Below are 12,642 nucleotides of genomic sequence, written 5' to 3' on the forward strand. Positions count from 1 at the left end.
CCTTTCCGGTCGGGGACCGAAAAGGCTCTTCTTCATCTCCTTGCAGGCGATCAGCTCTCGCTCTGCAGCTTGCCTGCCGCCGCGCCGGCGCTTTCGCCTTCGGCCGGAGCCGGAGCGGTCTGGTTCGTCGTGCGCAGCGGAATCTCCCGCAGGAAGAACACGAGCACGAGCGAGACGCAGAGCACGAGCGTGCCGACGAGGAAGACGAGCGCCAGCGTGTCGCCGAGCGCGCCGCGGAACTGCTCGATCAGCTGCAGGAACAGCGTCCGCGCCTGCTCCGGCAGGCCAGCTGCCGTCTCGTCGATGAGCGGCTTGTTCATGAGCAAGTTCGGGTTGGCGAACCCGGTCAGCTGCTGCGCGACGGTCGGATCGAGCTGGCTCAGGTCCGGCATGTTCGGCGAGGTCAGCGTATCCTTGAGGTTTTTGGTCAGCGTATTGGACATGACCGTGCCCATGACGGCGATGCCGATCGTGCCGCCCAGGTTGCGGAACAGCTGCGAGGACGCCGTGACGACGCCGAGCTCGGTATGCGCCACTGCGTTCTGGGTGGCCAGCGAGAATACCGGCATGCCCATGCCGATGCCGATGCCGAAGATGCACATGCTCAGCACGGCCATGCCGACGCTGTTCATGAGGACCATGATGCCCATGCCGAGAATCATGATCGGCACGCCGATCAGAGCGTAGCGCTTGTACTTGCCGCTTTTGGAGATGCGCTGTCCGATGAGCGCGCTCGTCACGACCATGAAGATCGACATCGGCATCGTGACGTACCCGGAGTACGTGGCGGAGATGCCAAGCACGCCCTGGACGAAGAACGTCAGGTAGATAAGCGCGCCCATCATGCCGAAGTTCATCAGGAAGCCGATGAGGTTCGAGACGGTGACGATGCCGTTCTTGAACAGATGCAGCGGCAGGATCGGGCTCTTGGCGTAGCGCTCGACCATCACGAAGATGAAGCCGGACACCAGCGCGGCTGCGAACAGTCCCAGAATCTCAGGCGAGCCCCACGCATGATTCGGGCCGGCCAGGGAGAATCCGAGCAGCAGCGGCACGATCGTCGTCGTCAGGAACAACGAGCCGAGAAGATCGATCTTCTCCCCTTTGACGCGCTCGATTTTCGGGAAGAGCACCCAGATCATCGCGAACGCGACGACGCCGAGCGGCAGGAAGATCCAGAACAGCCAGTGCCAGTCGAGATGGTCGACGAGATAGCCGCCGAGCGTCGGGCCGAGCACGCTCGAGAAGCCGAAGACGGCGGTCATGAGGCCCATCCACTTGGAGCGCTCGCGCGGAGAGAACAAGTCTCCGACCGCCATGAACGCCGTCGACTGGATGATGCCGGCGCCGATGCCCTGGATGCCGCGGTACGTGATGAACTGATAGACGTCGCTGGACGTGCCCGTCAGGAACGCCCCGATGATGAACAGCAGGATGCCCGCCAGGATGAACGGCTTGCGTCCGAACATGTCGGACAGCTTGCCGACGAGAATCGTGGCGATCGTCGAGGTCAGCAGGTAGATGTTGATCGTCCAGGTGTAGTACTCCATGCCGTCCAGAATCGCGATGATGCGCGGCATCGCCGTGCTCGTGATCGTCTGGTTGATGGCCGCGAAGAACATGGCCGCCATGACGGCGATCATGATCGACAGCTTTCGTTTATGCGTTAAATGTTCCATGATGTCTCTCGTTCTCCTCGTTTCTTTTCTTTGTCCGCCATTCGGCCGCGCCTTGGCGCCGCCTCAAGCTTCCGCCGCGCTCTGGCCCTCCGCCGGCACGTCCTCGGCCAGCTTCTCCATCAGGCCGGAGAGCGTGCGCTGCTCCTCCACGGTCAGCTTGACGAGCCTCCGCTCGATCAGCTTTTCCCTCAGCTGCTGAAACTTCTCCAGCGCCTTCCTGCCCTCGTCCGTGATCTCCACAAAAACAGCTCTCCGATCTACGGTGTCCGGTTTTCGCCTTACCCATCCGCCCGACTCCAGCCGATCCATCATGACGGTGACGGCGCTCGGCTTGACCTCCAGCTTGTCGGCGATCAGCGCCAGCTTGCACGGTCCCTTGACCTTGACCAGATGCAGCGCGAACAGCTGCGTCCGCGTCATGCCGCATTCCTTGAGCAGCTCCGGCATGGACATCTCCATCGTCTGGATGAAGGCTTGCACGGCGGCGTGAAATCGCTTGGCCTCCTCTTTCACTCGCGCGCCTCCTTTTGTTAAATCAATAATATATTTATACTCCTTTAACTATATCAGTGTCAAATACTTTTAAGCATGAAAAAACCGCCTCGCGAATGCGAGGCGGTCAGCATGCATGTCCAGGCGATCCGGCCGGAAAGGTCGAAGTCTGGCAGCGGGCGGACGAAAGGTCCGTCCCGCTCAATCGTAGTCCTTGTGGACCCATTCGTCCTCGGGCAGCTCGAAGCCTTCCTCCGAGTAGCGCTGCTCGCGGAACGGATCGGCCTCGTTGTGGAAGCCGTTGCGCTCCCAGAAGCCCGGACGGTCCTCGGTCATGAACTCGAAGCCGCGCAGCCACTTGGCGCTCTTCCAGAAGTACAGATGCGGCACGACGAGGCGCAGCGGCCCGCCATGCTTGTCCGTCAGCGGCTCCCCGCCGTAGCGGAAGGCGAGCAGGATGTCGTCGCCCATCAGATCGGCGAGCGGCACGTTCGTCTCGTAGTCGTAGTCGCCGTACACCATTACATGCTTGGCCTCCGGCAGCGGCTCGATGCCCAGATGCCGCAGGAAGTCGCGGAAGAGGATGCCCTCCCACACCGTATCCATCTTGGACCAGCGGGTGACGCAGTGGATGTCGCGCATGACGCTCACGCGCGGCAGGCTTTCGAGCTCGGCGAACGAAAAGCGGCGCTCCTCCCGGACCGCGCCGGTCACGCGCAGGTCCCAGGTCGACATGTCGTAGGCCGGAACCGCCCCTTCGTGCAGGATCGGGAACCGGTCGGTCACCGTCTGGCCGGGCGGCACGCGGTCGCCGTATTTGGCGTCCGGCTTGATCTTCTGGAGCAGCGCCGCCGCATTGCGCTTCAGGCGCTCCGCCTTGTCGCTCTCGTAAGGCTGAGCCATCGGCGTTAGACGCCCATCCGCCGGCGCTGGTTGTTCGGCTTCTTGTTGAGCTGGCTGCGCAGCTCCTTCGCTCCGCCCTGGGCGCCGCTCTGGCCTTGCTTGCCGACAGCCTGCGTCTGCTTCTTCTGCTGCAGCTTCAGCTTGGCCGCCGCGGCCAGCGACATTTTTTTCGGCTGGGCTTCGGCTTCCGCCGCCGCTCCGTCCGCCTGGACTTCCGCCGATTCGTTGCGTTCGGTCATGTGTATCCCTCCATGCTTGTCCGTTTGATGATTCCTACCGCTAGTGTAGCCTATTTTGCCCCGAAGCGCCATGCGCAAAACGGCTATAGCCGAATCGCTCCCTCGTCTTTCGTCCGCCCCGGAGATCCGGATTCCGGTCAGGCGCGAGCGGCTGCGGAAGCTCCCGTCATGCCGAGGGCGCGGCCAGCTCGGCCTGCAGCTCCTCGTGGATGAGGCCGTTCGTCGCCAGCACGTCGCGCACGCCGAGATGGTACGGCTCCCCGTTCTGGTCGCCGATGCGTCCGCCCGCTTCCTGCACGAGCAGCGCCCCCGCGGCGATGTCCCAGCTGCTCAGGCCGACCTCCCAAAATCCGCTCAGCCTGCCGGCCGCCACATAGGCCAGATGGAGCGCGGCCGAGCCGCCCGAGCGGATGTTGCGCACCTGCGGCGCGATCCGCTGCAGCTGCGCCAGGTTGCGCGGCAGCGCCTCGCGATGCTCCGCCGGGAAGCCGGTCGCGACGAGGCTCGTCCGCAGCGCCGCCTCGCCCGACACGCTCATGCGCTTGCCATGGACATAGGCTCCTTTGCCTTTTTCCGCGATGAACAGCTCGTCCGCCGAAGGATCGTAGACGACGCCGAGGATGACCTCTCCGCGCCGCGCGAGCGCGATCGACACGGTGAAGAACGGGAAGCCGTGCACGAAGTTGGTCGTCCCGTCGACGGGATCGACGATCCACAGATATTCGGCGTCGCGCACGTCCTCCAGCGCCTGCGCGGAGGCGGCCGGACCGGGCTCTACCCCTTCCTCGCCAAGGAAGGAATGGTCCGGAAAGTTCATCATGATCAGGCTGCGGATCAGCTTCTCCGAGCCGCGGTCGACCTCGGTGACGAGATCATGGGGCGACTGCTTCTCCTTGAGCGTCTGGTAGGCGCCCAGCTTGGACTGGATCCATTCCCCCGCCTTGGACGCGCAGTTGATCGCCACCGCCGCGAAGCTCTTGCTGCCTACGATCGGTTCGTTCATGCTTCTCCCCCGTTTCCTTTTCTCTAAATGTAAGCCTTTCCAATGTCCGAATGCAAAATACGGATGCCTCCTCGGTATACGAACGGCATCCGTATTCGGATTCAAGCGACTTCCCGACTTCCCGCGAAGCTCTCCGCTACAGCTGGGAAGCTCCCTGCCAGATGAGCCGCGCGGCCAGCACGAGCAGCGTCGCCCGCAGCAGCCACAGGATCGCCTTGCCGCTCATGCGGCTGGCGATCCAGGCGCCGGCCTTGCCGCCGAGCCAGGCGCCCGGCGCGAGCGCCGCCACGAGCAGCCAGTCGATCTCGCCCATCGCGCCGTGCACGACGCTGCCGCTGATCGACGACAGGAAGATGACGAACATCGACGTCGCCGTCGCCACATGCGGCGGAAAGGCGAACAGCAGCACCATGACCGGCACGAACAGCGAGCCGCCGCCGATGCCGAACAGGCCGGAGACGATGCCGACGAGCAGTCCGATGCCGAGCAGCAGCGGCAGGCTGTAGCCGTAGACATGCTCGATGCCCGCGCCGTCGGTCATGCGCACCGTCACCGGCCACTGGCGCGCGGACGGCTTGATGCGGTCGCGCAGGATGAGCAGCAGCGCCATCAGCAGCATGAAGATGCCGAAGCTGAGCTGGAACGCCGGGCCGTGGAACTGCGACGTCAGCGCCGAGCCGGCCATCGCGCCCGGGCCGCTCGTGATGAACAGCAACCAGGCGCTGCGGAAGTCCACCTTGCGCTGCTTGGCATAGGTGCGCGAGGAGGCAAGCGCCGTCACGATGAGCACCGCCAGCGACGTGCCGACGGCGGTCGCCTCCGGGATCGGCGCGCCGGTCAGCTGCGGGCCGAGCAGCAGCAGCACCGGCACGATGATGATGCCGCCGCCGAGACCGACGATGCTGCCGAAGATCGAGGCGACGACGCCTGTAAGCAAGATCAGGATCCATTCAAGCATGCGTTGCGATTCCCCATTTCTATCCTCTAAAAAACGCTACAGCTCGATCGTCGAGCCGTCCACGACGCGGACGCCTTGTCCGGCCGCCTCCAGCTTGCGCATCTCCTCCATCAGCCAGGCGAGCGCCTGGTCCTTGGCCTTGGCCTCGAGCATGCAGTCGATATGCGGCACCGAGCCGTTTACGCTCCGCAGGAAGGCGAGCAGCGGCCCCGGCTCCACGCCGTCGGCATGGCCGCGCGGATCGCGGAGGCTTTTCGGGCTGGAGGCGTGGATCTTGGGCGGCAGCCCCTCCGGCCCGCCGCCCAAGCCGAGCCGCTCCTGCTCCCGGCGCCACGTCGCGGCGATGCGCGGCCACAGCTCGCCATGCAGCGACTCCGGCGTCTCGCCGCCGTCGTTCACCCAATGGTGATGGATGTCCAGCACGACCGGATTGCCCGTCTGCTCGGCGATGTCCAGCGTCTCGCGCGCGGTGAACGTCTTGTCGTCATTCTCGAGCGTGACGCGCCCGCGCAGGGCGGACCCGAGCTCGCCGAACTGGCGGACGAAGCGCTCTCCCGACACGGCCTTGTCGCCGTAGGCGCCGCCGACGTGGATGTTGCATTTGGCCCGCTCGTCCAGCCCCATCGCCTCCAGCATGCGGACATGATGCTCCATGTCGCGGATCGAGCTGCGCAGCACCTCCGGCCGCGGCGTGCTGAACACGCAGAAGTGGTCGGGATGGAAGCTGACGCGCATGCCGTGCTTCCGCACGAACGCGCCGATGTCGGCGAACGCCGGAGCAAGCGCCGGATACGGGTCCCAGTCGCTCAGCGCTTCATGCGTGGCGAGCGGGATGAGCTTGGAGGAGAACCGGTACAGGTGGATGTCCGAATAGCGGTTGTTGTTCAAGATGCGCAGCGTGCTGCGCAGGTTGTCTTCGGCGATGCGCTCCAGCCTGGCGAGGCCGGCCTCCCGGTCGCCCAGCTTGGCGAAGTTCGTGTAGGTCATCGTGCGCGACGGGGAGGCGTTCTCCAGCAGCAGGCTCATCGCGACAAAGCCGAAGCGGACGATCATCCCCGCTCTCCGAAGAACATCTCATGCGCGAGGTTCGTCTGGACGCGCGACTCTTCCTCGGTCAGCTTGCGCACCAGTTCCATCTCGACCTGGGTGACCTCCTGGCCCTGGAAGTTGATCTCGGCGATGGAGGCGAGGATGCGCACGATCGCGATCGCGCGGTTGTCCGGCGTGTACGCGATCACCTTCTGGCCGGTCGGAAAGACGCGGAAGCCGCTCTTGACCATCTTGCCCTTGCCGTATTCCAGCAGCTCGTACAGCTCCTGCTCAGACTTGAATTTGCAGACGGAATTGAACTCGGTGGCGAAGCCCATCGCTTGTCCCTCCTCTTTATGTAAAAAAGCGCCTCCCCAGAGCAGGGCTCTGCCCGGGGAAAGCACGCTTCAGGCGGCTCAGCCGCCGTAGTGGATCTTCTGCTTGTCGGCGTGGCGCGCCAGCGCCAGCTCGATCAGCGTGTCGAGCAGCTCGCGGTACGGCATGCCGGATTCCTTCCACATCAGCGGGTACATGCTGTACGGCGTGAAGCCCGGCATCGTGTTCACCTCGTTGATGAGCAGCTGGCCGTCGCTCCTCCGAAGGAAGAAGTCGACGCGCGACAGGCCCGAGCCGTCGATCGCCAGATAGGCGCGGATCGCCATCTCGCGCACCGCCTCGGCCGTCTCGGCCGGCAGGTCGGCCGGAATCTGCATGATGCTCGTGCCGTCGACGTACTTGGCGTTGTAGTCGTAGAAGTCCGCGCCGCTGATGACCTCGCCGGGCACGGATGCCCGCGGCTCGTCGTTGCCGAGCACGCTGACCTCGATCTCGCGCGCGTCGACGAACTCCTCGACGACGACCTTGCGGTCGTAGCGCAGCGCCAGCTCGACGGCGGCGATCAGCTCCTCGCGGTTTTTCGCCTTGGAGATGCCGACGCTGCTGCCGAGGTTCGCCGGCTTGACGAAGCACGGATAGCCGAGCGCGACCTCGATCTCCATGACGAAGAACGTATGGTCCTTCTCCCACTGCGTGCGGTTGAAGCTGCGGTAGATGCACTGCGGCAGCCCTTCATGGGCGAACACTTTTTTCATCGTGATTTTGTCCATGCCGACCGCCGAGGCGAGTACGCCCGCGCCGACGTACGGGATGTTGGCCATCTCGAGCAGCCCCTGGATCGTGCCGTCCTCGCCGAAGGTGCCGTGCAGCAGCGGGAAGATGACGTCGACCGCCTTCTCCGGCGCGGCTGCGGCGGCCGCCGCCTGCAGCGCCGACTCGCCGGCCGGCGCAGGGGCCAGGCCGCGGAATACCGGCGCGAGCGCCAGGCTGCTGTCGCCGCCTTCCAGCTTCAGCTGCTCCACGCTGTCCGGAGCCGCGAGCAGCACGCCTGCCGAGCGCCATTCGCCCGTTTTGGTGATGTAGAAGGGCTGAATCTCGTATTTGCCGAAATCGAACGCCCCCATGACCGCCAGCGCCGTCTGCAGCGACACCTCATGCTCTCCCGACTTGCCTCCGTAGACCAGTCCGACGCGAATCTTCTCTCCCATGATGTTAGCCCTCCGGTACCCTCTAGAAATTAGGATGCCAACAGCCGGGTCCGCCCATGCGGACCGGCTGCCGGCATCCTGGCCGTGCTACATGCTGTCGCTCAAATGATAGAACCGGTAGCGGGTCTGCTCCGTCCACGCGTACGAATCCTTGTAATCCCAGTAGCGGTGGCGGCTCGGCACCGTATTGGCGTTGACGAGCGGCATGCCGTCCCCGTCGAACGCCGTCACGACCGTCGTGTGCTGGAAGCGGCCGTCGCCGTTCCAGTCGTAGGTGATCACGTCGCCGAGCTCCAGCTCCGCCGCGCTCTCCACCGGCGTCGCCCGCATGCCGGACGAGCGCGGAAAGCTCAAGTAGAGCTGGAATGCGTTGGACACGGCCCAGCTGTAGCTCCACTGCTCCTGGCCGCCCGTCCGTCCCTTGTACCACCAGCCGGATTCCCTTTTCCCAGTATAGTTCATCGGCGCTTCCCCTGCAAAGACGCACTGCGACACATAATTGGTGCAGTTGACCTCGAATTCCTCGTAAGCGGGATTCGGCTCGTTCCACCACTGGTCCGCGTAGGCTGCGACCAGCTCGCGCCGGTAGCGGGAGGCGCGGGAGCGGGTGTTGATGCGCGGAACGACGCCATAGTTAAGGAAAGGACGCGGCGCGCCGGGCGGCTGGATGCCGCTGCCGCCGCCATTGCCGTAGGAGCGGTGCTCGGCGAGCGCGCTGTCCGCCGCGGCATGGCCGTAGCGCGGCCGCCGCTCGCCGACGAGCGGCTCGACCCGCGTCAGCCGCCAGCTCCCGTCCGCGCCGGCCGGTGCGAGCCATATCCGCTCGCGCTCGATCCGCTCCTCCGTATACTGGCGGCCTTTGTGCTGGACATGCCGCTTCAGATGCAGCTGGAGCACGACCGACACCTCCGCGCCGGATTCGTTGACCTTGACCAGCGCGGCCCGCGTCTCGCATTGGGAGGTGAGCAGATCCCGCTCCTCGGCCCGCTCGCGCTGCCGCTGGAGCCGGTGCAGCAGGCGCAGCCGATGGTCCGCGTCCGTCATGATTCCGGCGAGCGCGCTGTCGCGCAGCTCCACCTCGGCCTGGTTGCAGGCCTGCACATAGTGCTGCACGGCGCCGCGCCAGCCTGCGGGCGGCTCGCTCCGTCGCTCCTCCCCGCCGGCATCGGCTTGCGGAGGCCTTTTTCCCACCTTGATCCGCGCCATCCTTCCCCATCCTCTCCGAAGCGCTATTTCTCCATCTTAATTTCCATCCTATGACGGATGCGCTCCGGATTATGATCCTTTTCCATGAGAGCGCTTTAGAGCGACGATGGGTCCGCATGGACGAGTTCCCGACAGCATTTCATCGAATTTTCGCTAAATATAGCCTTTTACAAGACAGGCCGGCCTGAAGTATGATAAAGTTCAGCACATTTCTATTCTGCTGAATTCCACGAAAGTGGAAGCGGGGGAACCAACCGCAGGCGCCTTGTCGCGCCTGCCGGGGTGAATCCGGCGCGCACCCGACGCGCGGCTGCCGAAGCCGCCGCGGACTGCGCCTGGTAGGGCTACTCTCTTGGCCCGAATCCGTCAGCTAACCCCGTAAGCAACCAAAGGAGAGGTTCGACCATGTCTTTGCAGGAACGCTTCACCGGCGGTCCGGAGCCGAGACGGCTGCGAGCCGTCCACCGCTCCGCCGCCTGTTGCGCCGAGCAGGAAATCGCCTGCTCCGCCTCGTTGCCGCTTCCGGTCGTACTGGATGCGTCCGAGGTCATCGAGGAGGCGGGGCACGACGCCCGCCACGCTGCTCTTCTGGTCGAGGAGCCGCTCGCTCCCGACCGCCGCATCCGCCGCATCGACCTGTTCATCAGCCGCACCACGGCGATGCTTGCAGGCGGCAGCGGCGACTATCTGGTCGCGCTTCATCTTTATGCAGGCTCGAGCCTGCACCGTGCCGTCGTCACGATGTCCTACTCCGAGGCTCCCGCCGACTGGCAGAGCTGGAGCGGCTGGTTCCAATCGTTCGTCGGCGTTCCGAGCGACGAGGTCATGTCGGTGCTCTATTATGACGCCGAGTGGATCAGCGATCATCGGGACCGTCTTTTGCGCAAGGCTCTGGAGCCCGGCTCCAGAGAAGCGATGCCCTTTCCCGCCACCGCCTTCTGGAGAAGGCACTACCTCATCGAATCTTCCGACATCCATATCCAGCACTCGATGTAATCCAGGCAACTCGATGATCCCTGCCGCATGATCCGCTCATGCAGGAAGCCCCCGAAGGGCTTTGTCCCTCGGGGGCTTCGCTGCGTTCATCGAGTTGAAAACAGGGACGAAGCGGAGCCAGCTCCGCTTCGTCCCGTTCATTCCGCTGCGCCCTGCTTTACGCGTGGCTCAGCTCCAGCTCCTCTTCCTCGTCGCGGTTGTAGCTCTCGCGGTCGAACTCGTCTTCCGACACGGCGACGAGCAGCGACGACACAGTCGTGCCGGTCGCGTTGACCGCCGTGCGGCCCATGTCGACGACGGCGTCGATCGCGAGCACGAGGCCGAGCCCTTCCAGCGGCAGGCCGAGCGCGGTCAGGACGACCGTCGTCGAGATCGACGCCGGTCCCGGCACGCCGGCGACGCCGATCGAGGAGATCGTGCTGACGAGCACGATCAGGATGTAGTCGGAGATGCCGAGCGGCACGCCGTACACCTCGGCGACGAAGATCGCCACGACCGCCGGCCAGACGCCGCCGCAGCCGTTCATGTTCATCGTCGCGCCGAGCGGCGCGACGAAGCTGGCGATGCGCGGCGACACGCGCAGCCGCTTGGTGATGACCTCCAGGTTGACCGGCAGCGTCGCGTAGCTGCTGCGCGTCGTGAAGGCGACGGCGATCGTCGGGTAGATCTTGCGCAGGAACTTGAACGGATTGAGCTTCGCCCAGAACGTGACGAGCGAGCCGAACGTCAGGATGAAGTGCAGCAGCAGCGCGACATACGTCGCGAGAATGAGGCTGATGAGCGGCTTGAGCGTATCGAAGCCGTAGCGCGCGGCCATCGAGCCGATCAGCGCATACACGCCGTATGGCGTCAGGCGGATGATGTACTTGGTCACCTGGTTCATGACCTGCTTGAGCGATTCGATGACTTGGCGCACCGGCTCGGCCGCCTCCGGCTTGCGCGAGCTGAGCTGCACGATGGCGACGGCGATGAAGATCGCGAAGATCAGCACCGGCACAACCTTGGCGTCGGCCATGTCGCCGATCGGGTTGGACGGCACGAGGTTCAGGATGACCTCGGAGAACGTCGGAATCGTCCGCGCCTCGAATCCTTCCGGCGTCTCCTGGGCGATGCCCGAGCCCGGGTTGAACGCCAGCGCCACGAGCAGGCCGATCAGCGCTGCCACGCCGGTCGTGCCGATGAAGAGCAGGATCGTCTTGGTGCCGATCTTGCGCAGCTGCCCGAGGCTCGAGATCGACGAGATGCTGGAGACGACCAGCACGGCGACGAGCGGGATGACGAGCATTTTGATGAGGTTGACGTAAATGGAGCCGAGCGTGCTGATGCTCGTGGCGTCGATCTCCAAGGAGTTCAGCGTCACGCCGACGACGAGGCCGATGCCGAGCGCGAGCAGCACCCGATAGCCGAAACCGACGCGGCGCCGCGCCAGCCAGACGAGCAGTCCGATGACGATGAGGGAGACAAGCAGGCTGATCCAGTTCGTCTGGAACGCATGCACGAGGTTGTTGTTTTCAGGCAATGAGTCCATCCCCTTCATATCCTAGTGATTTACTATGCTATAGTATACTAGCGAGGTTGACTTCTTATGTCAACGTTTATTTTAGTCCATGAATAATAATTGGCATGAAGCTTCGACGCCTCCAACTCGCCGAACCAAGGCACTCCAAGCTCCCGCGCCAAAAAACCCGCAGAGCCCGGCGCCTTCACAGGCCGCCTCTGCGGGTAATAGGAAACGAATCGGCGCCGCATCCCTGTGCAGACGCCATAATCGAGGGCGCTCAGCCCGGCAGCATCGCGCCCATGCGGGTCGCCGACTGGACGACGAGCGCCGACTGCTCGCGTATGATGGCCGGCGTGAAGCGCGCGGCCGGTCCCGATACGGACAGCGCCGCCGCCAGCCGACCGCTGCGGTCGAACACCGGAGCCGACAGCGCCGCCGCTCCCGGCTCGCGCTCCTCCATGCTCGTCGCGTAGCCGAGCCGACGGATCTCCTCCAGCTGCTCGCGGAACGACTGCGGGTCGATTCCTTGCGGCAGCGCCTCCAAGGACATCATCTGCGCCGCCAGCGCCGGCTCGGCAAAAGCGATGAGCACCTTGCTCGAGGCTCCGACGTACAGCGGCAGCCGCACGCCGACCGGCGCCACGCGCCGGATCGCCTGGTTGCTCTGCACGGCCTGGATGCGGATCCGCTCGCTGCCGTCCCGCACGTACAGGCTCACCGTCTCCCCGAGCGTGTCGCGCAGCCTCTCCATCTCCGGCAGGCAGATGACCGCCGGGTCGCCCGACCGCGACCGATGCGCCGACAGCTCCCAGATGCGCATGCCGAGCCGGTAGCGCTCGGAGCTGCGGTCGCGCTCGAGGAAGCCCTTGTCCTCCAGCGTCGCCAGCATCCGGTGCACGGTGCTCTTGTGCAGCCCGACCCGCTCCGCGATCTCGGTCATCGGCAGGTCGCTCTCCGTCGTAAAGCAGAGCAGGATATCCAGCGCCCTCTCGACGGCCCTTACATTCGATTTTCCATCCTCGGCCTTGCCGCTGCGGGACGGTTCCATGCGCTCACCTGCTTTCTTTCCGGGGCGGAGAAGGCCATGACGCT

At 64.7% G+C, this 12,642-nt stretch carries 13 protein-coding genes and 1 riboswitch; of the genes, 1 reads left to right on the forward strand and 12 read right to left on the reverse strand.

What is annotated here, in order from left to right; all coding sequences use genetic code 11:
- Positions 1-50: 50 nt before the first annotated feature.
- From NYE40_RS21200 to NYE40_RS21245, 10 genes are all read right to left on the reverse strand, one after another.
- Positions 51-1,679, reverse strand: a complete 1,629-nt coding sequence (locus NYE40_RS21200; protein WP_028598631.1) for an MFS transporter — start codon at positions 1,677-1,679, stop codon at positions 51-53.
- A gap of 63 nt (positions 1,680-1,742) precedes the next feature.
- Positions 1,743-2,192, reverse strand: a complete 450-nt coding sequence (locus tag NYE40_RS21205) for a MarR family transcriptional regulator (RefSeq protein ID WP_052333153.1) — start codon at positions 2,190-2,192, stop codon at positions 1,743-1,745.
- A 180-nt stretch (positions 2,193-2,372) separates the two neighbouring features.
- Positions 2,373-3,074, reverse strand: coding sequence for a sulfite oxidase-like oxidoreductase (locus tag NYE40_RS21210; RefSeq protein WP_043111208.1), 702 nt, complete (start codon positions 3,072-3,074; stop codon positions 2,373-2,375).
- A 5-nt stretch (positions 3,075-3,079) separates the two neighbouring features.
- The gene (locus tag NYE40_RS21215; protein ID WP_028598629.1) at positions 3,080-3,313 is read right to left on the reverse strand and encodes a hypothetical protein; all 234 of its coding nucleotides are present in this window, start codon (positions 3,311-3,313) and stop codon (positions 3,080-3,082) included.
- Between the two features lie 166 nt (positions 3,314-3,479).
- Complete coding sequence (locus tag NYE40_RS21220) at positions 3,480-4,316, reverse strand: inositol monophosphatase family protein (protein ID WP_028598628.1); 837 nt, start codon at positions 4,314-4,316, stop codon at positions 3,480-3,482.
- Between the two features lie 136 nt (positions 4,317-4,452).
- On the reverse strand, positions 4,453-5,274 hold the full coding sequence (locus NYE40_RS21225) for a sulfite exporter TauE/SafE family protein (RefSeq protein ID WP_028598627.1): 822 nt from the start codon (positions 5,272-5,274) through the stop codon (positions 4,453-4,455).
- A 36-nt stretch (positions 5,275-5,310) separates the two neighbouring features.
- A complete protein-coding gene (gene uvsE, locus NYE40_RS21230; protein WP_028598626.1) occupies positions 5,311-6,327 on the reverse strand; it encodes a UV DNA damage repair endonuclease UvsE in 1,017 nt (338 codons plus the stop codon).
- Positions 6,324-6,641 (reverse strand): hypothetical protein, encoded by a 318-nt coding sequence (locus NYE40_RS21235; RefSeq protein WP_153784369.1) that lies wholly within the window; start codon positions 6,639-6,641, stop codon positions 6,324-6,326. The genes uvsE and NYE40_RS21235 overlap by 4 nt, the downstream gene beginning before the upstream one ends.
- A gap of 78 nt (positions 6,642-6,719) precedes the next feature.
- A complete protein-coding gene (locus tag NYE40_RS21240) occupies positions 6,720-7,847 on the reverse strand; it encodes a D-alanine--D-alanine ligase (protein ID WP_339278905.1) in 1,128 nt (375 codons plus the stop codon).
- 87 nt (positions 7,848-7,934) lie between these two features.
- Positions 7,935-9,053, reverse strand: coding sequence for an amidase domain-containing protein (locus tag NYE40_RS21245; protein ID WP_339278906.1), 1,119 nt, complete (start codon positions 9,051-9,053; stop codon positions 7,935-7,937).
- A 208-nt stretch (positions 9,054-9,261) separates the two neighbouring features.
- Positions 9,262-9,453: riboswitch (cyclic di-AMP (ydaO/yuaA leader) on the forward strand.
- Positions 9,454-9,458: 5 nt separating this feature from the next.
- Between NYE40_RS21245 and NYE40_RS21250 the strand changes: the two genes are divergently transcribed.
- Entirely contained in the window at positions 9,459-10,049 is a 591-nt protein-coding gene (locus NYE40_RS21250; protein WP_028598622.1) for a hypothetical protein, read from the forward strand.
- A 157-nt stretch (positions 10,050-10,206) separates the two neighbouring features.
- On the opposite strand, the gene NYE40_RS21255 is transcribed toward NYE40_RS21250, so the two are convergent.
- Both NYE40_RS21255 and NYE40_RS21260 read right to left on the reverse strand, forming a co-directional pair.
- The gene (locus NYE40_RS21255; protein ID WP_028598621.1) at positions 10,207-11,577 is read right to left on the reverse strand and encodes a dicarboxylate/amino acid:cation symporter; all 1,371 of its coding nucleotides are present in this window, start codon (positions 11,575-11,577) and stop codon (positions 10,207-10,209) included.
- A 250-nt stretch (positions 11,578-11,827) separates the two neighbouring features.
- Positions 11,828-12,598, reverse strand: a complete 771-nt coding sequence (locus NYE40_RS21260) for an IclR family transcriptional regulator (RefSeq protein WP_028598620.1) — start codon at positions 12,596-12,598, stop codon at positions 11,828-11,830.
- Positions 12,599-12,642: the final 44 nt, after the last annotated feature.

The organism is Paenibacillus sp. FSL W8-1187 (genome assembly GCF_037965485.1).
Classification (GTDB): Bacteria; Bacillota; Bacilli; order Paenibacillales; family Paenibacillaceae; genus Paenibacillus_O; species Paenibacillus_O pasadenensis.